Here is a 22773-nt window from a genome sequence, read left to right as displayed (position 1 = left end):
CATGAACATCCTTTCCGAAAACACGGCCTTTGGCGGCATGCAAGGCGTTTTCTCGCATGATTCGAAGGCCTGCAATTGCGAGATGACCTTTGCCGTCTTCGTGCCCCCGCAGGCCGTTGACGGCCCCTGCCCGGTTCTCTGGTATCTTTCCGGCCTCACCTGCAGCCATGCCAATGTCATGGAAAAGGGCGAATACCGACGTCTGGCCGCTGAACTCGGCATCATCATCGTCTGCCCCGACACCAGCCCGCGCGGCAAGGAAATCCCCGATGAACTGACCAACTGGCAGTTGGGCAAGGGCGCCGGCTTCTATGTCGATGCGACCGTGTCGCCGTGGCAGCTCAATTTTCAGATGTACACCTACATCACCGAAGAACTTCCGGCGCTCATCGGCAGCCACTTCCGCGCCGATATGGAGCGTCAGGGCATATTCGGCCATTCCATGGGCGGCCACGGGGCAATGACGATTGCGCTCAGGAATCCGGATCGTTTCAAGAGCTGCTCGGCCTTCGCGCCGATCGTGTCGCCGTCAACCTCGGACTGGGCGATCGGCGCCTTCAAACAGTATCTCGGTGACGACAAGGCCGCATGGCGCGCCTATGATGCCTGCGCACTGGTGGAAGACGGCGCCCGTTTTCCGGAATTTCTGATCGATCAGGGCAAGGCCGACGGCTTCCTCGAGGACGGTCTGAAACCCTGGCTGTTCGAAGAGGCCATCAAGGGCACGGACATCGCGCTGACGCTGCGCATGCACGAGCGTTACGACCATTCCTACTACTTCATTTCGACCTTCATGGAAGACCACCTGCGCTGGCATGCCGCGCGGCTTTAGGGTCTGAAACGTGGGGAATGGAAACGCTTCAGCCGGAAGCCATGCTTCCGGCTGAAATGACTGACAAACGTCTGCCCCTCCGCCGCGTCATTCTCGGGCTTGACCCGAGGATCCATGTGTCTCGTGCCACGGCTAGAGCGTTTGCGGTTGTCGTGAGGCTTCTGCAATGTCGTGCTAAAAGCTCGCCAACGCTTCTCGCGACAGACGTGATTGGATGCTCGAGTCAAGCCCGAGCATGGCGCCTGTGGGAAAGTCGCTTAAGACACGAACCGCCACATCTCAGGCTTTGCTGACAAGCTGAATCAAAAGCCGGCATTTCAGTCTGAAAGCGCCCTCATCAGGGTATGCGCGGCGCTCATGTCCTCGAAATGCTTTGCCCGTCGGCGCTCGGCTTCTTCGTCGCGGCCCCAGTGTTCGATGGTCCAGTTTTCCTCGAGATTGGCAAGCGCCCAGCCCGTGTCCAGATCGATCCGCCCGCGCGCCAGTGCCAGCGCCAAGAGAGCGGAGCCGGAAATCGTGGTCATCACATGCAGAGCGCCGAGCGCAAACGGCTCTGTATGCCGCGACAGTTCGCGGCGGAAGGCTTCGATGCTTTCCGCCGGCTGACCGGCGAAGATAATGCCCTCGACAAGCACGAAGCGCGCGCCGAATTCGTCGGCGAACCAGTCGAGAACGGGGTCCCATTCCAGTTTCTGGCGCTCCACCAGTTCCTGCGGGCTTTCGGCCCGGTAAAACAGCATGTCATTGCCCGCATAGGCGATGATTTCCTCAAACACGGCCTCGCTGTTTAGGCTGACGCCGTCAATCACCGTATTGGCAAGCCGGGTTACCGGCATTTTTGCCGGGTCGATGACGTTTTCCTGCGCCTGCCATTCGGCGCGGACATGTTCGGCGGCAGCGGCCGTTGGCAGGATCAGAGGATGGCGCGAGGGCGTCTTTACCGACCGGCCGTCAAGCTTCACGGCAAAACCTTCGCCTTCGGCGGCGATGCTGGCTTCGGAATAGAATTTCTTCGGCAGTTCGGCGCGCATCAGTTCCTGCGCGCGGCGGATGGGATCATCACTCATCATTCACCCTTCAGAACATATTTCAGAATATCATCCGGCGTTGCGGCAATCGCCATGGCGCCCGACTGTTTCAGGGCGTCCGGTGCGCCATATCCCCACGAAACCCCGATTGCCGATGCGCCGGCCGAGCGCGCCATCTGGATATCGAACACGCTGTCGCCGACGACAACCGCCTGTTCGGGCCGCATGCCGGTCTCGTCACAGCATTCCAGCACCATCGCCGGATTGGGCTTGGAGGGACAATCATCGGCCGTGCGGGTGGCGATGAATTTTTCGCTGTAGCCATGGGTCTTCAGCATATGGTCGAGCCCGCGGCGCGATTTTCCGGTCACCGCGCCGACCAGGATATCGTCCTGCAGGAACAGCTCTGACAACATCACGGCAATGCCGTCGTAAAGCTTTTCCTGCATCGCCGGATCGCGCCGCACCTCGGCAAACAGCGAGCGGTAATAGCCCATCATGTCACGGCATTCATGGTCCACCGCTTGGCGCCCCAGAAGACCGGCAATCGCCACATCCAGCGTCAGGCCGACCGTGCCGCGAATTGCGTGTTCTTCCGGCACGGCATGCCCGAAGGCACGGAATGTGCGCACCATCGTCTCCTGAATGATCGCCAGGCTGTCGACCAGCGTTCCGTCACAGTCAAATAGCACCAGCTTCATGAAAGCGCTCCCGGCTCACACAAGTTTCAGGATTTCCTCCGGATGCCAGACAATCGCACCGGCGCCGGCATCCTGCAGGTCGGCAATCTCGCCATAACCCCAAGCAACACCGATGGCGTGGGCGCCGGCCTTTCCGGCCATCTGCATGTCGAAGACCGCATCGCCGACAACCACGGCATCCGCCGGATTGAACCCTGCTTCCACGCAGCATTCAAGCACCATGGCCGGATGCGGTTTCGACGGGCAGTCGTCAGCCGTGCGCGACACCGAAAAATCGGGCGCCAGTCCGTGCAGTTCCAGAACATGGGCGAGGCCCCGGCGCGAATTGCCGGTCACCGCGCCGATGGTGATATCGTCGCGCGCGGCAAGCGCTGCGATCAGTTCGGCGATCCCGGGAAACAGCTGTTCCATCATGTTGGGATCGGAGTGCACTTCGGCAAACAGCGACTTGAACTTCACCCGGATCGCCAGAACCTCGTCATCGACCTCCTGGCGGCCGAGCAGCCGGGCAATGGAAAGATCAAGCGAAAGACCGATAATGGTCTTGGTTTCGGCCAGCGTCGGCTCGGGATGACCGAAGGCGATAAAAGCGCGCCGCATGGTTTCATGGATGCGCACGGCGCTGTCCACCAGCGTGCCGTCGCAATCAAACAGAACGAGCTTCATGTTATTCCTTGTCGAGATCGGGGCGGTCCGGGTCGAAACCAAGCAGGTTCCAGCTCTGCACCATGTGCGGCGGCAGCGGCGCGGTCACCTTCAGGCGTCCGCCATCGGGATGGGGGATATCGATGTGGCGGGCGTGAAGATGCAGCTTCTTCTGCATGCCGCCGGGAAATTCCCAGTTCGGATCATCCTCGAAATATTTCGGATCGCCGATGATCGGATGGCCGATGTGAAGCGCATGCACGCGCAGCTGATGGGTGCGCCCGGTATAGGGCTCCATCTCAAGCCAGGAAAGCCGGTTGGCGGCGGTTTCAACGACCCGGTAGTACGAGACAGCGTGATCGGAATCGGGTTCGCCATGTCTGGCCACGCGCATCCGGTCGCCGTCTGGCGTCTGTTCCTTGACCAGCCAGGTCGACACCTTGTCCTCGCGCTTGCGCGGCACGCCCTTGACCAGCGACCAGTAGGTCTTCTTGGTGGTGCGGTGGCGGAATGCCTCCGTCAGCGATTGCGCGGCGCGGCGCGAACGCGCAATCACCAGAACGCCGGATGTGTCGCGGTCGAGACGATGCACCAGACGCGGCTTTTCGCCCTTCCTGTTGGTCCAGGCTTCCAGCATTTTATCGATATGCCGGACAACGCCGGAGCCGCCCTGCACGGCAAGACCGGCCGGTTTGTTGAGAACGAAGACACGCTCATCCTCATGCAGCAGCATGCGCGACAGAAGCTCGGAATCGGGTGAATGCTTCAGCGCCTTGCCGGCAATCGGGCCGGTTTTCCTGGCGTCGACATTCATCGGCGGAATACGAATGGTCTGGCCCGGCTCGACGCGGGTATCGCTCTTGACCCGGCCGCCGTCGACACGCACCTGGCCCGAGCGCAGCAGTTTCTGCAATGCGCCGAAACCGAGGCCCGGATAATGCACCTTGAACCACCGGTCGAGGCGCATGCCCGCCTCGTCCTGATCCACCTTGATATGTTCGATACCCGCCATTATGCGAAAAACCCTTGTTCCAAGACGTGGCTTCTATCGCATGCCGCGCCGGAATGAAATGGCTTTAGAATACCATTCGACCGATCGCCAGACCGGCGAATACGGCAATCAGCGCCAGCACGAGGCTTGCGGCAATATAGGCAACGGCCGGGACAACATCGCCGCGCTCGATCATGTTCATGGCATCCAGCGAGAATGACGAAAAGGTGGTGAAACCGCCGAGAAAACCGGTGACGATGAAAATGCGCATATCGGCTGACTGATTCAGCGCCCGCGCAACCGCTTCGACCAGAAGACCGATCAGCAGCGACCCGACAATATTGACGATGAAGGTTCCCCACGGGAAATTCGGCCCGAACCAGCGCACCGCATAAACGCCGACAAGGTAGCGTCCGACAGACCCGATTGCGCCGCCGGCGGCCGCAAGAAGAGCATGGGAAAGAATTTGTGGCACGGCCTTTTCCTTCTGGTCTCGCTACAGTGCGCCTTCGTTTAAAACCGAATGCGCAGTCTGCACACGCATGCGCCTCCCGTGCGTTCGGACCGCCCCACCTGTAGCGAGCAGACCGAACCCGGCTGTTCTAGAGCGTTTCAGGAGGTTGTCCAGCCCCGCGCAGGAAGAAGATGCGGACACAGCCCGGGTTATTTCAGCGGACACGATGTCTTGCCTCTTGCAAATTGCGTCGCAAACCGGATAATCCACCTCAAATTCGCGCTGGGAGAATCCACGTTCGACGTGGTGCCGAAGGAGCAACTGCCCCGGAAACTCTCAGGCCAAAGGACCAGCGCGAGGTTCGAAAACTCTGGAGACAAGGTGGCGCTTTCTTTCACCGGAAGCGACGCTGGCCGAAGGGATAATAATCTCAGGCACACGGGACAGAGGGGGCTCAATCGTCCGGATGCGCTTTTTCCGCGTATCCTTCACCCTTTGAGCCGGCGTTTTGAACAACGCAATCCGGAGGCAATTTCTTGGACCCGCAAGAACCACTGAAACAAACCCCGCTTCATGCGCTTCATAAGGAACTCGGCGCCCGCATGGTGCCGTTTGCCGGCTATGACATGCCCGTGCAATATCCGATGGGCGTTCTGAAGGAACACCTGCATACCCGTGAAAAGGCTGGCCTTTTCGACGTTTCGCATATGGGCCAGGTCTACCTCAAGCCGATCTCCGGCAATCTGGCGGACGCAGCCATCGCGCTGGAAAAACTGGTGCCTGTCGATATCGCCGGCCTGAAGGCTGCACGGCAGCGCTACGCCTTTTTCACCAAAGAGGACGGCGGCATTCTGGACGATCTGATGGTGGCCAATCGCGGTGACCATCTGCTGGTCATCGTCAACGCCGCCTGCAAGGAAGCCGACCTTGCACATATGAAGGCCTACCTCTCCGATCTTTGCATTGTCGAGGAACATTTCGAAGACAAGGCGCTGCTGGCGCTGCAGGGGCCGAAGGCTGAAGCCGTGCTCTCGCCGCTTTGCCCGGCTGTTGCCGAGATGAAGTTCATGGATGTGCGCGCCTGCGAAATTCTGGGCGTCACCTGCGTGATTTCGCGCTCCGGCTATACCGGTGAAGACGGCTTCGAAATCTCCGTGCCGGCCGAAAAAGCCGAAGATCTGGCCCGCGCGCTGCTGGCGCATGAGGACTGCGAACCGATCGGCCTTGGCGCCCGCGATTCGCTCCGCCTTGAGGCCGGGCTCTGCCTCTATGGCAACGATATCGACACGACCACGACGCCGGTCGAGGCTGCACTCGTCTGGGGCATGCAGAAGGCCCGCAGGCCCGGCGGCGCACGCGAAGGCGGGTTTCCCGGCGCCGAAATCGTCTTCCGCCAGCTTGCGGAGGGCGTTGCCCGCAAGCGCGTCGGCCTGAAGCCCGAAGGCCGCGCCCCGGTCCGTCCGCCGGCGAAACTGTTTGCCGATGAAACCGGCCGGACCGAAATCGGCCACGTCACCTCCGGCGGCTTTGGCCCCTCCGTCGAGAGCCCGGTTGCAATGGGCTATGTCGAAACCCAATACGCCGAAACCGGAAAAACCATTTTCGCCGAGGTGCGCGGCAAATACCTGCCCGTCACCATCGCCGATACCCCCTTTATTCAACCCACCTACAAACGCTGAGCGGGAACATTTTCCATGACCATCAAATTTACCGAAGAACATGAATGGCTGAAGATCGAGGGCGACATCGCCACTGTCGGCATCACCGCGCATGCCGCCGAACAGCTCGGCGACCTCGTCTTTGTCGAACTGCCGGAAATCGGCGCGACATTCGAGAAGAATGACGATGCGGCAACCGTCGAATCCGTCAAGGCCGCGTCCGATGTGTTTTGTCCGCTGGCCGGTGAAATCACCGAGGTCAACGAGGCGATCACCGACAATCCGGAACTGGTCAACGCCGAGCCGATGGCGGGCGGCTGGTTCTTCAAGCTGAAGCTTGCCAACCCCGCCGATGCCGACGCGCTGATGGATGAAGCGGCCTACAAGGAGTTCATCGCCTGATGACCACGCCCGCCGAATTCAAGTTTACCGATTACCAGCCCTATGACTTCGCCAACCGGCGGCATATCGGCCCCTCGCCCGCCGAAATGGCCGGCATGCTGGAAACAATCGGCTATGACAGCCTCGACGCGCTGATCGACGACACCGTGCCGGCTGCGATCCGCCAGGAAACGCCGCTTGCCTGGGGCCCGGCCATGACCGAGCGCGAGGCGCTGGACAAGCTGCGCGAAACCGCCAACAAGAACAAGCCGCTGATCTCGATGATCGGCCAGGGCTATAACCCGACCATCGTGCCGCCGGTGATCCAGCGTAATATTCTGGAAAACCCGGCCTGGTACACAGCCTATACGCCCTATCAGCCGGAAATTTCGCAAGGTCGCCTTGAGGCTCTGCTCAACTTCCAGACGATGATTGCCGACCTCACCGGTCTCGATATCGCCAACGCCTCGCTTCTCGATGAGGCAACGGCGGCGGCCGAAGCCATGGCGATGGCAAACCGCATCGCAAAATCGAAGGCAACGGCGTTCTTCGTCGATGAAAACTGCCATCCGCAGACGATTGCGCTGCTGAAAACCCGCTCCGAACCGCTGGGCTGGACCGTTGTCGTCGGCAATCCCTTTACCGATCTGAAGGCGGAAGAGGTGTTCGGTGCGATTTTCCAGTATCCCGGCACCTATGGCCATGTGCACGACTTCACCAATGTGATCGCGGCACTCCATGAGGCCAAGGCGATTGCCACGGTCGCCGCCGACCCGCTGGCGCTGACGCTGCTGAAATCGCCCGGCGAGATGGATGCCGATATCGCCATCGGCTCGTCCCAGCGTTTCGGCGTGCCGCTCGGCTTCGGCGGCCCGCATGCCGCCTTCATGGCGGTGAAGGATGCCTACAAGCGCTCCATGCCCGGCCGTCTCGTCGGCGTTTCGGTGGATAGCCGCGGCAACCGCGCCTACCGTCTGGCGCTGCAGACCCGCGAACAACACATCCGCCGCGAAAAGGCCACCTCGAACATCTGCACCGCGCAGGTTCTGCTCGCCGTCATGGCCTCCATGTATGGCGTGTTCCACGGCCCCGACGGGCTGAAGGCGATTGCCCAGCAGGTGCACCGCAAGGGCGTGCTGCTGGCCAAGGGGCTGGAGGCGCTCGGCTTCGAAGTCGAGCCGCAGACCTTCTTTGATACGATTACGGTCGAAGTCGGCGCATTCCAGGGCCTGATCATGCGCAATGCCGTGGAAAACGGCGTCAACCTCAGGAAGATCGGCACCACGAAAATCGGCATTTCCGTCAACGAGCGCACCCGCCCCGCCCATGTGGAAGCGGTCTGGGAGGCCTTTGGCGGCAAATTCTCGATTGCCGAATTCGAGGCTGATTACCGTCTTCCGAAAAGCCTTTTGCGCACAAGCGTTTACATGACGCACCCGATCTTCCACATGAACCGTGCGGAAAGCGAGATGACCCGTTATATGCGCCGCCTCGCCGACCGCGATCTGGCGCTCGACCGGGCGATGATCCCGCTTGGCTCGTGCACGATGAAGCTGAATGCCACGGTGGAAATGCTGCCGATCACATGGCCGGAATTCGCCGACATTCACCCCTTCGCGCCGGAAAGCCAGTGGGCGGGTTACCGCGAAATGATCGCCGACCTTTCGGAAAAGCTCTGCGCCATCACCGGCTATGACGCCTTTTCCATGCAGCCGAATTCCGGCGCGCAGGGCGAATATGCCGGCCTTCTGACCATCCGCCGTTATCACCGCGCCAATGGCGAAGCCCATCGCGACATCTGCCTCATTCCGATGTCGGCGCACGGCACCAACCCGGCATCCGCCCATATGGCGGGCATGAAGGTGGTTGCGGTGAAATCGCGCGAAAACGGCGATATCGACCTTGCCGATTTTGCCGAAAAGGCCGAACAGTACGCCGACAATCTCGCCGCCTGCATGATCACCTATCCCTCGACCCATGGCGTGTTCGAGGCGACGGTGAAGGAGGTCTGCGAGATCACGCACAAATTTGGCGGTCAGGTCTATCTCGACGGCGCCAACATGAATGCGATGGTCGGCCTGTCGCGGCCGGGCGATATCGGCTCGGACGTCAGCCATCTGAACCTGCACAAGACCTTCTGCATCCCCCATGGCGGCGGCGGTCCGGGCATGGGGCCGATCGGCGTCAAGGCGCATCTGGCCCCGCATCTGCCCGCCAATCCGGCAACGGACGAGGCCGGCGGCGCGGTCTCGGCGGCCCCCTTCGGCTCGCCGTCGATCCTGCCGATCTCGTGGAGCTACTGCCTGATGATGGGCGGCGAAGGGCTGACGCAGGCAACCCGCGTGGCGATCCTCAACGCCAATTATATCGCCGCCCGGCTGAAAGGCGCCTATGACGTGCTCTACAAGTCGGAAAAGGGCCGCGTGGCGCATGAATGCATCATCGACACGCGCCCGCTGAAGGACAGCGCCGATGTCAGCGTCGACGATATCGCCAAGCGCCTGATCGACTGCGGCTTCCATGCGCCAACGATGAGCTTTCCCGTCCCCGGCACGCTGATGATCGAGCCGACGGAATCGGAAACCAGGGCCGAGCTCGACCGCTTCTGCGATGCGCTGCTGTCGATCCGCGAGGAAGTCCGCGCCATCGAGGAAGGCAAGGCCGACCGCACCGACAACCCGCTGAAGAACGCGCCGCACACGGTGGAAGACCTCGTCGGCGAATGGACCCACCCCTATTCGCGCGAGGAAGCCTGCTTCCCCCCCGGCGCCTTCCGCGTCGACAAATACTGGCCCCCGGTCAACCGCGTGGACAATGTCTACGGCGACCGCAACCTGGTCTGCGCCTGCCCGCCGATGAGCGAGTATGCGGAGGCGGCGGAGTAACGCCAGCCAGCAACGCCAAACATCAAAAAAGGCCGGTGGAAACGCCGGCCTTTTTAGTCGCTGAAAGACTGTGTTTTGGACAAACCAAACACGCCCATCCAATGCCCGTCACCCCGGACCTGATTCGGGGTCCAGGGCCGCAGGAGGAATGTTCGCGATCGTCCTCGAAATCCGGCCCTGGATGCCGGGGCAAGCCCGGCATGACGGAGGGGATTGCGAGGCCAGCAACCGCCCCTCAGTCCTGCGCAACCAGTTCAACGCGGCGGTTTTCGGCGCGGCCGGTTTCGGTTTCATTGCTGGTCACCGGGGCAACGGGGCCGACGCCGACGGCCATCATCTGCGCGGTGGCGACGCCGTAATCTTTCACCAGCGTATTGATGACGGCATCGGCACGTTCGCGGCTCAGCGCCCGGTTATAATCGAGCCCGCCCTCGATATCGGTATGGCCGACGACGAAGAATTTCCGCTCCGGGTTGGCGTTCAGGTAATCGGCGATCACCGTCAGCGCGGGTTCGGAATCGGGCGTCAGCGTCGCCTTGTCGAAGTCGAAGAACACGCCGTCGAGCACGACATGACCGTCCTTTTCCATGTCCCCGGTCATCGCCTCGGTATTGATGGTGATCTGGTCGTCATCAAGCGCCTCGGGCTTGCTGATATCGAGAACGACGACGGCGGGAAAGTTCATCGCCGAATGCTGGGCAACCAGAAGCGAGATGACATAATCGCCGCTCTCGGCCTTACCCGTGCCGGACCAGTAATAATAGGCGTGGCGGTCGCCGTGGCGGTTGGGCGCATCAAGGCGCGGGTTCTGGCCCTGCCGCTGCGGATCGCCGTACCAGTAGAGCTGGGTGACGAATTTCTCGCCGCATTCCGCATCCGATTTACAGGTAAACGTCTCCTCGAAACCGGCCTGAGCAAAGGCCTTTTCGAAGTTCCTGAAGATTGCCAGCGCCGAAAGCGACTTCTCGTCCGCCAGATAGGTGATGACGGTGGACTGACCTTCAAACCGCTCGACCGGCGGAAGGTCCTCCCCCTCAGCCTTCGGCCCCGTCGCAATCATGAATTCCTGATAATCCGAGGTGTGATAGCCAATAATATGCGTGCCCGGCATGCGCGACACCAGAGGATGGTCCTGCGACCCCTTGATATCGGCTTCGTCGGCAAGGGCGGGCGTGGCAAGGCAGACAAGGGCAACGCCCAGGGCGGCGAATTTATGCAGCATGTTGTATTTCCGGGATTTTTCAAAATCGGGGTGTGAAAACGCGGAGCCGCAAAAGCGACTCCGTCGCCGGAAACCTACCGATCATGAAGTGAGGTGCAAGGGGAGATGGTTGTGGCATCCACGTCCCATGAGCAAATTTTCGCCGATCCGCGAGGAAGGCCGCGCCTACCGGGACGACAACCCGCTGAAAAACGCGCCGCACACGGTGGAAGACCTCGTCGGCGAATGGACCCACCCCTATTCGCGCGAGGAAGCCTGCTTCCCCCCCCGGCGCCTTCCGCGTCGACAAATACTGGCCCCCGGTCAACCGCGTGGACAATGTCTATGGGGATCGGAATTTGGTCTGCGCCTGCCCGCCGATGAGCGAGTATGCGGAGGCTGCGGAGTAGAGGGCGGGCCGCATCACTATTGTGAGATCAAAGGTCGGCGGAAACGCCGGCTCAGCTTATTGACAAAGTCCCTTTTCCGACTCCCCCGTCATGCCGGCCCTGAGCCGGCATCTAGGGCAAATTTCGACAACAGCCACGAGTAGAGCCCCTTGAACGTAAGGTGCTCCCCGCCCTGGACCCCGGATCAAGTCCGGGATGACGGACAGAGGGGGAGGCAAGCTTAAAGTGTCTGCAACTTGCTTTGTCAGCAGTCTGGGCCGGCGGAAACGCCGGCTTTTGTTTTGGGGGATGTCCCTTCTCGCTTCCCTCATCGACAAAAAAACATCGCGATAGGAATCTGGCGCGCTCTACTTCGGAGAAATAACCAACCCTGTTGAATGGCACTGCGTCTCCCAATGAGGCAACATGCTATGGTTGACGGATGTGACCGCTTTGTGCGGAGAATTATGGGATCAAACAGGCATATGACAACTTCAGCACAGCAGGAGGCGACAAATGAAAGCCATCGGAAGTTTCAAATATTGGCAGCAGCCCGCGAATTAGGCTTTGGGTGGTATATTGAAGAACGGCTGAACGAAGATGTCGATGACCTAGTATGGCTTCTTGGAGTGGTGGCGATGAATGCGACATCGCGAAAACGCTCGGGACACACGCGAGCCAAAACTGAAACCAAAATCGGAAGACCCAAGAAGCTGAGAAGCGAATTGAAACCAGTTCAACTCTACTTACAAGTCAGAAGGTTGCAGGAGTTTTTTGAGAACAGCCATAGCATTTCTCTGTCCCAGAGGGACACCATTAAGCTATTGATAAAGTACGGTGAAATACCGCCGAATAGTGAGTTAAATCACATTGAAAAACAGGTGTCTGCCGGAAAAAAGGCGATAGACAAAATGAGGAAGGAGCTTGACACACGGAGATAGAATGCGCTGCTTAAGGATCTCTAATCGAAGCAGTTTCATCCTCGTACAGCCACGAATTATATTCTATCGAAGAAAAATTTAGTCTTCTCTATAGTAAGTTTACATTTGAAATATGGAGAAGACCAATGATCCAATTGAGTGGATGGGGTTTTGAGGCGACTGCAAATGGCACTATTGCCATAATCGCTCTTGTTTTTATTTTATCAATAAATAATATAAAAATGTAGTTTATTCAATAATATAATTATATTTTTATTGTTAGATAATTTTAATTTTGATTAACTAAACTATAGGAACTAATATTTTCGTATTTCCAAGTTTATGAAGTTCGAATCAAACCTCGCGCCTTATTGACTCTACTGTGTCGGAAGGCGCTCTTGAATCATTTTACTGAATGCTTCTTCACCATCAATCTCCCCCTTGAGGGGGAGATGTCGCGAAAGCGACAGAGAGGTGTATCCGCAAGTTCTGTGCTCTCGGAAAGGGTTCACCCCTCTCTGCCCCTGTCGGGGCATCTCTCCCTCAAGGGGAGAGATTGTGGGCTGGGAGGTTTTTGGAAGGTGAGACGTCAGGGGGTGGCTGAGCGTCTGCCGGTAGCCCCCTCACGGCACCAAAAACTCAAACGGCTCCGCCGCCTTCAGCAGCCCCGCAACATCGCCGCCCGGCACCTCCGGGTCATTCAGCGCCAGCTTCTTCACCGCGGCCCCCTCGCCCAGATCAAAATCATCCAGATCGACCCAGAACACCGACGGGTTGATGACCGAGTCGAAATAGTAGCGTTTCTGGTCGTGTTCGGCGACGGTGCGCCAGAGGGTGGAGGCTATGTTGGGTTTTTCGGGGTCGGTCATGCCGAGCGGGGTGGAGATGGCGCGCACCTGCGAGAACACGGAGGCAAGGGCTGCGCGGCGGTCCTTCAGCGGTGTGGCCGATTTCAGGTTGTAGCTGGCGCGGGCGAAGCGGTCGGCGGCGTTGACCGTGCCGGGCAGAAAGCTCTTGCCGCCGACAAGGTCCCAGTAGCCGTTGATGGCAAGCTGCTGGTCATAGGTCGGCGAATTGGTCATCACCCTGTATTCGCGGCCGTGATGGATGGTGAGCTTTCCGCCGACGAATTCGAAGATCGCGCTGTCGCCGGAGGCATCGGAAAGCGCCAGATGCACGGTTGCCGGCGCGCCGTTCGGCGCCTCGCCGGTGATCACCGTCAGCGGGTCATCGGCCATGGCGGCGGCGGCTTCGGCGACGCTGGCGAAGTTGTCGAGCATATATTGCAGCCACGCGCCGACCGAGATCAGCGGTTTTGCGCGCGCGGCCGGATCGCCGTAAGCCGATTCCACCAGATAGAGCATGTTGCCGGCAAGGCCCGCCTCGTTCATGCCGTCGGCCGTGGCGAGATTATAGATCGCGACGACAACCGAGCCGTATTTCGCAGTCCATGTGGCCGAGCCCTCGCCCACCCCACCATTGCGGGACATGCCGCGCGGAAACACCCAGAGATCGGACTGCATCGTCACATCGCGCCAGTCCATCGAGCGCCCGGTGATGAAGTTGCCGGTTCCGGTTTCATAGAAGATGCGCGTGCACATGGGATTTCCTCCGCCTGACCCTTGTTATGGTTGGCTGAGGCTAACCCGTTCCGTGGCGTTCAACAATGCGGTTTACGCTTTATCCTAAAAATGGCTCCGCTTTGCCACGAACCGCGCCAGCATCGGCCCGAGCGCCATGACGAAGAAGAACCGCGCGATCTGCATCGACATCACGAAAGCAACGTTGACATCGGTGGAGGCGGAGATGATGGCGACCGCATCCGCGCCGCCGGGACTGGTGGCGAGATAGGCGCTCAATGGGTCGATCCCGGCAAACACCACCAGCAGCGCGGCAAACACCGAACAGACCGCAACAAGCGCCAGGATCGAGGCCAGCACGCGCGGCAGCGCCCGGCTGGCATGGCGGATGACCTCGCGATCGAACCGCGCGCCGATTGCCCAGCCGACCAGTGCATAGGAGACGGCGAGCAGAGGCTGCGGCAGTTCGATATCCACCAGGCCTGCGATATTGAGCGCCGAGCCGAGGATCACCGGCACGATCATCGCACCTGCCGGTATCGGCGAGCGCTTGCCGATGACAACGCCGATGATCACCAGAATGAGGGTCTGGCCAAGCGGCCACCAGCGCGGCTCGGCAAGCCATAAAACGGGTGCAGGCGCGCCCTCGCCGCCCATTCCGGTCCACAGTCTTGCTATGGTCGCGGCCACGATGGTGACGATCACCACACGGGTATATTGCATGAAGGCGACCAGCCGCATATCCGCCCCGAACGCGCCGGACATCAGCGTCATCACCGTGGCAGCCCCCGGAAACGCACCCCAGATCGCCGTCGTTCCGGGCAGAACCTGAAGCCGCGCCAGAAGCCAGCCAAGCGCCACGGCGGCAAACACCACCGCCAGCACACCGGCGACGAAAATCGGCCAGTCCCTGCCGATTTCCTGCACGATCGGCCAGGTCATGGTGCGCGCGATCAGCAAGCCGACCATGCCCTGTGCCAGGCTGAAAGGCGCCACCGGCACAACAATGCGCCGGCCGAAGAAGGAAAACAGGATGGCCGTCAGCATCGGCCCCAGGAGAAGGGCTGCCGGAAGCCCGGCCAGCGAAAGCACGACGACAAGAGCGGCGGATGCGGCAATCAAGGCGGACCAGAGCCTGAGCGCGCCTGCGCGCGCCTTGCCCGAAGAACCGCTGGCCTGCGGGTTCTGCTCCTCCGGTTCTCCTGCCGTTTCCATCACTCTGTCTGCCCTTCGCGCTGCGTCAGGCCTGTTTTACACAGCGCGGAACAATCCGCCAACACGGGACGATCACATCGCGCAGCCCTGGCGGCGCATGGCAATGTCGATCGCGTTGATCTTGCCCTTGCTATAGGCAATCGCCGCCTGCTGATTGCCCGCGCCTTCGGCGGCAACGCTGCCCAGATCGGCGCCCATGACCCGGAAATCGCCGACGATTTCCTCATCCTGCAGGCGCGCCAGCTCCTTCAGCCTGTTGTTTTCCGTCTCCATCTGATCGCTCAGCTGTTGGCAGCTGGCACCGGCATACTGGCTTGGCGAAACCGGCATGGCGCCGATGCTATCGGCACGCTGCGTGCAGCCGGCAGCAAGCAGGGAAAGGGCGAGAATTGTGACAGGAATGCGCATGAAACCACCTCGGTCGGGTCTGGAAAACGGATCGGAACAAACATATTCGCAAATGTTATAATCTAATTAGGTCAGCCGGGGTCAGTGGAAAGCGCCCGGCCCCGCTTTTTTATGGGTCTGCCGGCGGATCGGCCAGAATATCGGGATCAAGGCTTGCCCGCCCGCTCGTCAGGTCGCGCAGCAATTCAGCCAGCGCCAAAAGCCGGCTGTCGGGCACATCGAGCCGGAACACCGCGCCGTTTTCGTCAAAATCGCGCGCCGTCACCGCGATATCGTCAAAGGTTTCCAGACGCGCCTCGACAAGCGCCAGATCGGTGAAGGCCACGGCGACGGAAAGCTGTGTGGTGGCAATAATCGGCTGTTTGTCGGCAAGCCGCAGACATTCGGCAGCACTGCCGCCATAGGCGCGGGCAAGACCGCCCGTGCCCAGCTTCACACCGCCGAACCAGCGGGAGACCACGACCACAACGCCATCGACCTCCTGCCCCTCGATTGCCTGCAGGATCGGCTTGCCTGCCGTCCCGCCCGGCTCCCCGTCATCGGAAAAGCGATAGTCGGCGCCAATCCGCCATGCCCAGCAATTATGGCTGGCATCGGCAAAGCTGTTCTCCGCGACAAAGGCCTTCGCCGCCTCTTCATCGGCAACAGGCGCGGCAATGGTCGCAAACCGGCTTTTCTTGATTTCGCGTTCGCTGGTGGCGGGTCTGATGAGCTTGAACATGGGCTTCGGCATGATGGAACGGTCCACCGTTTGAACGGCACCGGCCCGCCGGAGTCAAGGCAGGTCAGACGCGACGCCCCGCAATCCACCCGGTCACAAGACAGCTGACCAGACCCGTCAGGCCGGTGGCAAACATGCCCCAGGCCATATCCACACCGACAACGGCCCAGGACCAGTCCTTCAGCGTAGCCATATTGGTCAGGTCATAGGTGCCGTAGGCCATCAGGCCGAACACCGCCCCGTTGACAAGCCCTTTTCGCCATGAGCCCGCCTTCACGCCGGGATAGACGGAAAAATAATATATTCCAATCAGGTACATGCCATAAAAAGTTAATCCTGCGTACCAATTCGGGGAAGCCAGCAGGAGCGAACCGATTTCCGCTTCGTAGAAGCTGAAGGCAACCGTTCCCAGCCAGATGAAATCCAGCAGCGAAAAGCAGACGGCCATGACAAGAAATGCTGTTACAGAGCGGTTCATGGGCATCGCGTCATATACCAAGCAGCGGTTGGACGACCCGCATGATCCGGCTTCGAAACTTCAGCGGTGCATCGGTCACGATCAGGCAGATACATTCGCCCTCCGGCGTCACCACCGGTTCATGGACGGTGTCTTCGTCCTCTTCGGTAAAGTCACCCGGACCGAAGGTTTCGTCATCGCAGCGCAGGCGCCCCTTCAAAACCAGCGTCAGCTCACGCCCGCCATGGCCGTGCTCGGGCAAGGGTCGCCCGGGGCCGACGCGCAACAGGCGCACATTGATATCGCCTTCTGCCAGCACCTTGAACTGCGAAGCGCCGATGCCAAGGCGGCGCCAGCCGACCTGATCAAGCGAAGCGGCACCGATATAGGAACGCAACGGCTGGGGCACGGCATGGTCCGGGACGGTTTCGATCCTGTCGTTTTCCGGGTGTTCGGGCGCGGGCTCGACCGGTTCGGCCTTCATCCGCTGCAGCATCGTTTCCCAGCTGGCCCTGTCGCGCTCGGGTGCGGTATCCGGCTCGATTGCGTCCATCAGCGCACCGCCTGTTGCCTCCATCAGATCAAGGCGTTTGCGGCAGGCCGGGCACAGCGCGAGATGTGTGGCCACCGCAATGCTCCAGCCTTCCGCCAGCGTTCCCGCGGCATATTCCAGCAACAGCGCATCTGAAATATGGTGATGGATCGCGGTCATCGTTCTTCTCCCAGCGCCACCCTCAATCTGGAAAAGGCAGCCCGGATACGGGACTTGACGGTGCCCAGGGGCAAATTGGTCTTCTCGGCAATCATACTGTGGGAAATGTCCTCGAAAAACGACATGCGCAACAATTCCGCCTGTTCCTCCGGCAGCGTGGAAATGGCGCGGCGCATGCGCGCGGCGCTTTCGTCCTGTTCGTAATAGCTGTCGGGCGCTTCCGGGGCCTCCGGCACAAAGGCGGGATCGGTCGGATCGAATTCAGGCCGCCTGGCCTTGCGCAGGCTGTCGATCATCACATTGCGGGCAAGTGTAAACACCCAGGCGGCGGCATTTCCGCGCTGCGGGTCGAACAGCGACGCCTTGCGCCAGACCATCATCATGGTCTCCTGCATCAGCTCCTCTGCCTGTTGCCCGTCAAGCGAACGTTTCAGCATATAGCTGCGGATCCGCGGTCCGAAATGAAGGAATAACCGTTCAAAGGACGCAACGTCATGCGACCGGCCGGTGCGCACCAGGCAAAGCGTCATATCTTCCGTCGTCAATTCCTCCACAACCGAGCCTTCCGACGTTGTCACCCTCCCCGCCGCAACAGCGGGTATCCCCCTGAAGCGGGCTGGTCTGGGCACCGTGCCGGAAGACGGCCTGTAGTGTGAAAGATCTGACATGACCTCTTCTACGGCACGACGCCCCATCCAGATTGAAGGTTCCAACAATTTTGTTCCGATTTCAATCCGTCGAACGGTCCGGTGCGTAGATCAGGTAACAGATCAAGAGGAATCCGCACATGGATCACAAGCTGGACAAGGCCCACAGGAGAATTCCTGGCGTGAGAAAGGTTGCCGTCATCGGTTCGGGCATTTCCGGCCTGTCGGCCGCATGGCTTTTGAGCCAGTCCTCCAGGGTCACGCTGTTTGAGGCGGACCAGCGCCCGGGCGGCCATTCCAATACGGCGGATACCGTGATCAACGGCAAAAACATCTCCGTCGATACAGGCTTCATAGTCTATAATGAACGCAACTACCCCAATCTCACCGCCCTGTTTTCACATCTCGATGTGGAGACCGAAAAATCCGAGATGTCGTTTTCGGCCTCGCTGAACAATGGCGCGTTTGAATATGGCGGCAGCAATATCGCCACCATGTTCGCCCAGAAATCCAATATACTGCGCGCCAGCTTTTGGCGGATGGTCTATGATATCTTCCGGTTTTACCGCGAGGCCCCCGTCGCCGCGCGCGACACGACGGCCGTTGATCTGACGCTTGGCGATTATCTGGACAGCAAAGGTTATTCCCGGCGTTTCGTCGAGGATCACATCCTGCCGATGGGGGCGGCGATCTGGTCGACCACCGCCGAGCAGATGCGCGCCTATCCTCTGGCCGCCTTCACCCGCTTCTTTGAAAGCCACGGGCTTTTGACGCTTGTCGACCGGCCGCAATGGCGCACGGTTTCCGGCGGCAGCCGCTCCTATGTCACGCGTCTGCTGGAGGCGGTGAACGGCCCGGTACGGCTGTCGACACCCGTCAGACAGATCTATCGCCGCAAAAATGGCGTACGTCTCATCCTTGATCATGGCGAGGAACAGGATTTCGATGCCGTGGTCGTGGCCACCCATGGCGATCAGGCCCTTGCGCTGCTGGCGGATGCCAGCGACAATGAACAAAGGCTTCTCTCCGCATTCCGCTACACCGTCAACGAGGCGTATCTGCACAGTGACGAGAGCCAGATGCCGAAGCGCCGCAAGGTGTGGTCGAGCTGGAACTATCTGGAACACAAAGGGGCCGCTGACATTTCGCTGAGTGTGACCTACTGGATGAACCGGCTGCAGAATATCGATGAGCGCTTTCCGCTGTTCGTCACGCTCAATCCGGCGGAGCCGATCCGGCCGGACAGGGTTCACGCGCATTATACCTATACCCATCCCCTCTTCGACCGGAACGCAATCGACGCGCAGCGTGATCTCTGGCAGATCCAGGGGCATGGCAATGTCTGGTATTGCGGTGCGCATTTCGGCAGCGGCTTTCATGAAGACGGGCTGCAGTCGGGCCTTGCCGTGGCGGAAGCGATCGGTGGGGTCAGGCGGCCGTGGTCTGTCGAAAACGAATCCGGCCGTATCCACCTCGCGCCAGCGCCGGTGACCGCCGAATGACATCCGGCTCCGCCATATACAGGGGCGATGTGATCCACCGTCGCCACCGGCCGAAAGCCCACCGGCTGCATTACCGGGTGTTTTCGCTGCTGGTTGATCTCGATGAACTCCCCCGCCTCGGCAACCGGATGAAGCTTTTCGGCCATAACCGTTTTGCGCTTTTCAGCGTTCATGACCGCGATCACGGAAAGCTTGATGGCGGCAATCTGAAATCCTGGGCAATCGATGAACTCGCAAAGGCCGGCATTGATGACACGATCACGCGGGTGGAAATGCTGTGCTATCCGCGCATCCTCGGTTATGTCTTCAATCCGCTGACGGTCTATTTCTGCTACCGGGCCGATGGCGCGCTTGCCGCAATCCTTTACGAAGTTTGCAACACCTTCAAGGAACGGCTGACCTATATCATCCCCGTTACAGACGACACCCGCCCCGTGCGGCAGCGCGCGCAAAAGCTGCTTTATGTCTCGCCCTTCATCCCGATGGCGTGCGAATATCATTTTTCCATCGCCCCGCCGGGCGAAACCGTGTCGGTGCGGATCAACGAGAAAGACAGCGAAGGTGCGCTGCTGTTTGCCGCCTTCAACGGCAAGCGTCACGCAATCAGCGACCGCGCTTTTCTGTCCGCCTTCTTCGCCTATCCGCTGATGACGGTAAAAATCATTGCGGGTATTCATCTTGAGGCGATACGATTACTGTTGAAGGGAATACCGGTATTCAAACACCGGCCATCCGCATCGCGTGTTCAAAGCGTCGTCGCGGGCGGCCCGCCGCGAAGAGACAGACCCGATGAAGCAGACGCATGACGGACACCCCCCGCAGAAAAGCCTGAAACTCTGGCAAAGGCCGATCGCCAACATCGCCGGCCGGATTACGGCCGGTTCCCTTACGCTGCGTTTTCGCGACGGGCGCAGTAAAACGGTGACAGGCGTCAGACCGGGCCCTGCGGCCGAAATCATGCTCCACAATGCGCGCCCGCTTTACCGGCTGCTGAGCGAAGGCGACCTTGGCTTTGCCCGCGCCTATATCGATGGCGACTGGGATACGCCGGATCTCGGCGCCGTGATTGATCTGGCGATCGTCAATGAGGAGGAACTGTCGAAAGCGCTGTCCTCGTCCTATCTGTTCACGCAGATAAGCCGCCTGCGCCACCGCATGCGCGCCAATACCAAAACCGGCAGCAAGCGCAATATTGCCTTCCATTACGATCTCGGCAACGCCTTCTACAAGCTGTGGCTTGACGAGACCATGACCTATTCAAGCGCGCTTTACGACGGGCGTGAACGCTCCCTGCCGGAAGCGCAGACCGCCAAATATGACCGTATTCTGGCCAGCCTGCAGGTCGGGCCGGAAGACCGGATACTGGAAATCGGCTGTGGCTGGGGCGGTTTTGCCGAACATGCCGCGGCGACCACGGGATGCCATGTCACCGGCCTGACGCTTTCGGAAGAACAGGCCAGGTTTGCCCGCCAGCGGCTTGCCGACAAGGGCCTTTCCGGGCGCACCGACATCCGGCTTCAGGATTATCGCGATTGCAACGGCACATTTGACAAGATTGTCTCCATCGAAATGTTCGAGGCCGTCGGTGAGGAAAACTGGCCGGTGTTCTTCGATACGGTGAATGCGCGCCTTACCCCCGGCGGAACCGCGGTGATCCAGTCGATTGCCATCGAACATCATCGCCTCGACGACTACCGCGACAACCCGGATTTCATCCAGCATTTCATCTTTCCCGGCGGCATGCTGCCATCCGTTGAGACCTTCCGCAAAGGCGCTTCAAGTGCCGGGCTGGCCGTGAAGGAGCTGTTTGCGTTCGGCAAGGATTATGCCCGCACGCTCAAGGAATGGGAGGAACGTTTTCTGGCGGAGTGGGAGGCAATCCGGCCGCTCGGCTTCGACGAACGCTTCCGGCGAACGTGGTGCTATTATCTCAATTACTGCGCTTCCGGCTTCAACGCGGGGCGCATCGACGTCGCGCAGTTTCATCTGATGAAACCGGCCGTCTGAGCCTCAATCCGTCCGCCCCTGCCGTGGGAAACGCAGCGCGATGAAGGCGACGAGCGCCGCCGCGCCGGTGATATTAAGATAGGCGAGGTTTTGCATGTCGCCGGCCGTGACCGGCCTCAGCGGCCCGCCGATCAGGCTTTCCGCCAGAACGAACAGGACGAAGATCGCCGCAACGAGCCCGCGCGACAGCCACACCTCGCAGCGATAGAAGGCAAACCCGGAAAGCACGAGGCAGGCAAAGAGAAAGACGAGCGTTTCGCTCTCCCGGCCGAAGATCAAGGCAATCGCAAGCGTATCGACAACGCCGACAATCACCAGGCCCAAACGCGCCGCGCGACTGTTTCCGACACGCGAGACGTACCAGACGACAAGATAGAGCGGCATCGACAGTGCCGTCAGCAGCGAAAGCTGAAACGCGCTTTCGGCCAGAAACCAGACATAGATCGGGTAAACCGGCTTGTTGAGCGCAAGGACCAGGGCCGTCGTTCCCGCCGCACCGCCGAGCGCGTCCCCATCTTGACCTCGTTTAAGAATTGACATTATTCGTACATTTTAACTTATTGACGATGCTTTATTTATCGCGTTCCGGAAACCACGGGAAAAACGCGCTGACACGTTTCTGGTACGCCTTGAAAGCGTCACCACGCGAGGCTTCCATGTGTTTTTCCAGATAGGGAATTCCGGAGACGTGGTTGAGCAGCCAGTACATCATCAGCGGCGCCAGCAGCGACAGGATGAAGCAGAAGATCGTCTGAAAGCCGGAAAGCGCCAGTAGCGGCCAGGCACACCACCACAGCCATTCGAAGAAGTAATTGGGATGACGTGAATAGCCCCATAGGCCGATATCGCAGACCGTCTTGCCTTCCGGGCTTCTGCGCTTGAACTGCGAAAGCTGCCAGTCGGCCATGCCCTCGCCCGCAATCGCCACGACGGCGATGACAAGCGCAAGCCCGTCAAGAATGCCCGGAAACGGCGCGGGATTGAGAATGGCGGCGTAGATCGAAAGCGCCAGAATGAAAGCCGCAAACGCCTGGATCTGCAGAAACCAGAGCAGCCGCGGCCCGGCATGGCTTCCCCATTCCTCAATCAGCGCAGCGTAGCGTGGATCGTCCTTCTTGCCGGCGCTGCGGGTGGCGATATGGCCGGCCAGCCTGAGCGCCCAGAGACCGACCAGAATGCCGGCGAGCCATTTTCGGGCCGGGTTTCCATCGACGGAGAAGATGATGACAGCAAGCCCGCCAAGCCCCGTCACCGCGGCCCAGATCGTATCGATCCAGCCGCTGTTGCCGGTTGCTCTTTGAACAGCCCATGCTCCGGCCATGCCAAGGCAGAGCCCGATGAAAACGAAGATCAGCAGCGCCACAGACATTTCACCCTCCGTAAAGATGCGGTTTGCACATCTCTACGAAGGGCGACGAAGAGCGGATTGCTTTTTTTTG

General features: G+C 60.0%; 23 protein-coding genes, 1 pseudogene and 1 riboswitch. Of the genes and pseudogenes, 9 read left to right on the top strand and 15 right to left on the bottom strand.

What is annotated here, in order from left to right:
* Position 1 precedes the first annotated feature (1 nt).
* Entirely contained in the window at positions 2-832 is an 831-nt protein-coding gene (fghA, locus tag ACHZCU_RS17900; RefSeq protein WP_319519934.1) for an S-formylglutathione hydrolase, read from the top strand.
* A gap of 317 nt (positions 833-1149) precedes the next feature.
* Here the strand turns inward: fghA and ACHZCU_RS17895 are convergent, their stop codons facing one another.
* The 5 genes from ACHZCU_RS17895 to crcB form a co-directional block, all read right to left on the bottom strand.
* Positions 1150-1899, bottom strand: a complete 750-nt coding sequence (locus ACHZCU_RS17895; RefSeq protein WP_319519933.1) for an ATP12 family protein — start codon at positions 1897-1899, stop codon at positions 1150-1152.
* The gene (locus ACHZCU_RS17890; protein WP_319519932.1) at positions 1899-2561 is read right to left on the bottom strand and encodes an HAD-IA family hydrolase; all 663 of its coding nucleotides are present in this window, start codon (positions 2559-2561) and stop codon (positions 1899-1901) included. Before ACHZCU_RS17890 ends, ACHZCU_RS17895 begins: the two co-directional genes overlap by 1 nt.
* Before the next feature lie 15 nt (positions 2562-2576).
* Entirely contained in the window at positions 2577-3227 is a 651-nt protein-coding gene (locus ACHZCU_RS17885; protein ID WP_319519931.1) for an HAD-IA family hydrolase, read from the bottom strand.
* A 1-nt stretch (position 3228) separates the two neighbouring features.
* Positions 3229-4218: an RluA family pseudouridine synthase gene (locus ACHZCU_RS17880; RefSeq protein ID WP_319519930.1), complete on the bottom strand. Its 990-nt coding sequence runs from the start codon at positions 4216-4218 to the stop codon at positions 3229-3231.
* Positions 4219-4282: 64 nt separating this feature from the next.
* Positions 4283-4672, bottom strand: coding sequence for a fluoride efflux transporter CrcB (crcB, locus tag ACHZCU_RS17875; protein ID WP_106310962.1), 390 nt, complete (start codon positions 4670-4672; stop codon positions 4283-4285).
* A gap of 252 nt (positions 4673-4924) precedes the next feature.
* A riboswitch (glycine riboswitch) is annotated at positions 4925-5013 on the top strand.
* Positions 5014-5253: 240 nt separating this feature from the next.
* Here crcB and gcvT point away from each other — a divergent pair.
* Genes gcvT through gcvP form a run of 3 tightly spaced genes read left to right on the top strand, consistent with a single transcriptional unit; the run spans position 5254 to position 9575 of the window.
* Positions 5254-6330 carry a glycine cleavage system aminomethyltransferase GcvT gene (gene gcvT, locus ACHZCU_RS17870; protein ID WP_319520125.1) on the top strand — a complete coding sequence of 359 codons (1077 nt, stop codon included), beginning with the start codon at positions 5254-5256 and terminating at the stop codon, positions 6328-6330.
* 15 nt (positions 6331-6345) lie between these two features.
* Positions 6346-6711, top strand: coding sequence for a glycine cleavage system protein GcvH (gene gcvH, locus ACHZCU_RS17865; RefSeq protein ID WP_106310956.1), 366 nt, complete (start codon positions 6346-6348; stop codon positions 6709-6711).
* Positions 6711-9575: an aminomethyl-transferring glycine dehydrogenase gene (gcvP, locus tag ACHZCU_RS17860; protein WP_319519929.1), complete on the top strand. Its 2865-nt coding sequence runs from the start codon at positions 6711-6713 to the stop codon at positions 9573-9575. The genes gcvH and gcvP overlap by 1 nt, the downstream gene beginning before the upstream one ends.
* A 235-nt stretch (positions 9576-9810) precedes the next feature.
* Here gcvP and ACHZCU_RS17855 read toward each other — a convergent pair whose 3' ends face one another.
* On the bottom strand, positions 9811-10797 hold the full coding sequence (locus ACHZCU_RS17855; RefSeq protein WP_319519928.1) for an OmpA family protein: 987 nt from the start codon (positions 10795-10797) through the stop codon (positions 9811-9813).
* A 145-nt stretch (positions 10798-10942) separates the two neighbouring features.
* Between ACHZCU_RS17855 and ACHZCU_RS17850 the strand changes: the two are divergent.
* Both ACHZCU_RS17850 and ACHZCU_RS17845 read left to right on the top strand, forming a co-directional pair.
* A pseudogene (locus ACHZCU_RS17850) lies at positions 10943-11186 on the top strand (hypothetical protein); the annotation flags it as partial.
* 464 nt (positions 11187-11650) lie between these two features.
* Positions 11651-12106, top strand: a complete 456-nt coding sequence (locus tag ACHZCU_RS17845) for a hypothetical protein (protein ID WP_319519927.1) — start codon at positions 11651-11653, stop codon at positions 12104-12106.
* A gap of 602 nt (positions 12107-12708) precedes the next feature.
* Here the strand turns inward: ACHZCU_RS17845 and ACHZCU_RS17840 are convergent.
* The 7 genes from ACHZCU_RS17840 to ACHZCU_RS17810 form a co-directional block, all read right to left on the bottom strand.
* The gene (locus ACHZCU_RS17840; RefSeq protein ID WP_319519926.1) at positions 12709-13686 is read right to left on the bottom strand and encodes a linear amide C-N hydrolase; all 978 of its coding nucleotides are present in this window, start codon (positions 13684-13686) and stop codon (positions 12709-12711) included.
* Between the two features lie 84 nt (positions 13687-13770).
* Positions 13771-14880 carry an AbrB family transcriptional regulator gene (locus ACHZCU_RS17835; RefSeq protein ID WP_319519925.1) on the bottom strand — a complete coding sequence of 370 codons (1110 nt, stop codon included), beginning with the start codon at positions 14878-14880 and terminating at the stop codon, positions 13771-13773.
* 72 nt (positions 14881-14952) lie between these two features.
* Entirely contained in the window at positions 14953-15288 is a 336-nt protein-coding gene (locus tag ACHZCU_RS17830; protein ID WP_106312621.1) for a hypothetical protein, read from the bottom strand.
* 109 nt (positions 15289-15397) lie between these two features.
* The gene (locus ACHZCU_RS17825; RefSeq protein ID WP_319520124.1) at positions 15398-16009 is read right to left on the bottom strand and encodes a YigZ family protein; all 612 of its coding nucleotides are present in this window, start codon (positions 16007-16009) and stop codon (positions 15398-15400) included.
* Positions 16010-16073: 64 nt separating this feature from the next.
* Positions 16074-16487, bottom strand: a complete 414-nt coding sequence (locus tag ACHZCU_RS17820; RefSeq protein ID WP_319519924.1) for a DUF2177 family protein — start codon at positions 16485-16487, stop codon at positions 16074-16076.
* Between the two features lie 10 nt (positions 16488-16497).
* Positions 16498-17178 carry a ChrR family anti-sigma-E factor gene (locus tag ACHZCU_RS17815; RefSeq protein WP_319519923.1) on the bottom strand — a complete coding sequence of 227 codons (681 nt, stop codon included), beginning with the start codon at positions 17176-17178 and terminating at the stop codon, positions 16498-16500.
* Positions 17175-17846 (bottom strand): sigma-70 family RNA polymerase sigma factor, encoded by a 672-nt coding sequence (locus ACHZCU_RS17810; protein ID WP_319519922.1) that lies wholly within the window; start codon positions 17844-17846, stop codon positions 17175-17177. Before ACHZCU_RS17810 ends, ACHZCU_RS17815 begins: the two co-directional genes overlap by 4 nt.
* Before the next feature lie 161 nt (positions 17847-18007).
* On the opposite strand from ACHZCU_RS17810, the gene ACHZCU_RS17805 reads away from it, so the two are divergent.
* The 3 genes from ACHZCU_RS17805 to ACHZCU_RS17795 are packed head-to-tail and all read left to right on the top strand — an operon-like array spanning position 18008 to position 21334.
* Positions 18008-19327, top strand: a complete 1320-nt coding sequence (locus ACHZCU_RS17805) for an FAD-dependent oxidoreductase (protein WP_319519921.1) — start codon at positions 18008-18010, stop codon at positions 19325-19327.
* Positions 19324-20133 carry a DUF1365 domain-containing protein gene (locus tag ACHZCU_RS17800; protein ID WP_319519920.1) on the top strand — a complete coding sequence of 270 codons (810 nt, stop codon included), beginning with the start codon at positions 19324-19326 and terminating at the stop codon, positions 20131-20133. Before ACHZCU_RS17805 ends, ACHZCU_RS17800 begins: the two co-directional genes overlap by 4 nt.
* A complete protein-coding gene (locus ACHZCU_RS17795; protein ID WP_319519919.1) occupies positions 20117-21334 on the top strand; it encodes a cyclopropane-fatty-acyl-phospholipid synthase family protein in 1218 nt (405 codons plus the stop codon). The genes ACHZCU_RS17800 and ACHZCU_RS17795 overlap by 17 nt, the downstream gene beginning before the upstream one ends.
* 3 nt (positions 21335-21337) lie before the next feature.
* On the opposite strand, the gene ACHZCU_RS17790 is transcribed toward ACHZCU_RS17795, so the two are convergent.
* Both ACHZCU_RS17790 and ACHZCU_RS17785 read right to left on the bottom strand, forming a co-directional pair.
* Positions 21338-21874 (bottom strand): hypothetical protein, encoded by a 537-nt coding sequence (locus ACHZCU_RS17790; protein ID WP_319519918.1) that lies wholly within the window; start codon positions 21872-21874, stop codon positions 21338-21340.
* Between the two features lie 31 nt (positions 21875-21905).
* Positions 21906-22703 (bottom strand): DUF1295 domain-containing protein, encoded by a 798-nt coding sequence (locus ACHZCU_RS17785; RefSeq protein WP_319519917.1) that lies wholly within the window; start codon positions 22701-22703, stop codon positions 21906-21908.
* Positions 22704-22773 lie beyond the last annotated feature (70 nt).

The sequence above is a fragment of the uncultured Martelella sp. genome (assembly GCF_963677965.2).
GTDB lineage: Bacteria > Pseudomonadota > Alphaproteobacteria > Rhizobiales > Rhizobiaceae > Martelella > Martelella mangrovi.
The sequence above is the reverse complement of the archived record's forward strand: the minus strand, read 5'-3'. Positions and strand labels throughout refer to the sequence as shown.

Excerpts from the sequence above, each read along its gene's own strand:
- ACHZCU_RS17810 (WP_319519922.1), bottom strand. The coding sequence starts at position 17,846 with ATGTCAGATCTTTCACACTACAGGCCGTCTTCCGGCACGGTGCCCAGA.
- gcvH (WP_106310956.1), top strand. The coding sequence starts at position 6,346 with ATGACCATCAAATTTACCGAAGAACATGAATGGCTGAAGATCGAGGGC.
- ACHZCU_RS17790 (WP_319519918.1), bottom strand. The coding sequence starts at position 21,874 with ATGTCAATTCTTAAACGAGGTCAAGATGGGGACGCGCTCGGCGGTGCG.
- gcvT (WP_319520125.1), top strand. The coding sequence starts at position 5,254 with ATGGTGCCGTTTGCCGGCTATGACATGCCCGTGCAATATCCGATGGGC.
- ACHZCU_RS17845 (WP_319519927.1), top strand. The coding sequence starts at position 11,651 with ATGACAACTTCAGCACAGCAGGAGGCGACAAATGAAAGCCATCGGAAG.
- ACHZCU_RS17795 (WP_319519919.1), top strand. The coding sequence starts at position 20,117 with ATGAAGCAGACGCATGACGGACACCCCCCGCAGAAAAGCCTGAAACTC.
- ACHZCU_RS17835 (WP_319519925.1), bottom strand. The coding sequence starts at position 14,880 with ATGGAAACGGCAGGAGAACCGGAGGAGCAGAACCCGCAGGCCAGCGGT.
- ACHZCU_RS17815 (WP_319519923.1), bottom strand. The coding sequence starts at position 17,178 with ATGACCGCGATCCATCACCATATTTCAGATGCGCTGTTGCTGGAATAT.
- fghA (WP_319519934.1), top strand. The coding sequence starts at position 2 with ATGAACATCCTTTCCGAAAACACGGCCTTTGGCGGCATGCAAGGCGTT.
- ACHZCU_RS17800 (WP_319519920.1), top strand. The coding sequence starts at position 19,324 with ATGACATCCGGCTCCGCCATATACAGGGGCGATGTGATCCACCGTCGC.
- ACHZCU_RS17840 (WP_319519926.1), bottom strand. The coding sequence starts at position 13,686 with ATGTGCACGCGCATCTTCTATGAAACCGGAACCGGCAACTTCATCACC.
- ACHZCU_RS17830 (WP_106312621.1), bottom strand. The coding sequence starts at position 15,288 with ATGCGCATTCCTGTCACAATTCTCGCCCTTTCCCTGCTTGCTGCCGGC.
- ACHZCU_RS17855 (WP_319519928.1), bottom strand. The coding sequence starts at position 10,797 with ATGCTGCATAAATTCGCCGCCCTGGGCGTTGCCCTTGTCTGCCTTGCC.
- ACHZCU_RS17885 (WP_319519931.1), bottom strand. The coding sequence starts at position 3,227 with ATGAAGCTCGTTCTGTTTGATTGCGACGGCACGCTGGTGGACAGCGCC.
- ACHZCU_RS17820 (WP_319519924.1), bottom strand. The coding sequence starts at position 16,487 with ATGAACCGCTCTGTAACAGCATTTCTTGTCATGGCCGTCTGCTTTTCG.
- ACHZCU_RS17825 (WP_319520124.1), bottom strand. The coding sequence starts at position 16,009 with ATGTTCAAGCTCATCAGACCCGCCACCAGCGAACGCGAAATCAAGAAA.
- ACHZCU_RS17880 (WP_319519930.1), bottom strand. The coding sequence starts at position 4,218 with ATGGCGGGTATCGAACATATCAAGGTGGATCAGGACGAGGCGGGCATG.
- gcvP (WP_319519929.1), top strand. The coding sequence starts at position 6,711 with ATGACCACGCCCGCCGAATTCAAGTTTACCGATTACCAGCCCTATGAC.
- ACHZCU_RS17890 (WP_319519932.1), bottom strand. The coding sequence starts at position 2,561 with ATGAAGCTGGTGCTATTTGACTGTGACGGAACGCTGGTCGACAGCCTG.
- ACHZCU_RS17785 (WP_319519917.1), bottom strand. The coding sequence starts at position 22,703 with ATGTCTGTGGCGCTGCTGATCTTCGTTTTCATCGGGCTCTGCCTTGGC.
- ACHZCU_RS17895 (WP_319519933.1), bottom strand. The coding sequence starts at position 1,899 with ATGAGTGATGATCCCATCCGCCGCGCGCAGGAACTGATGCGCGCCGAA.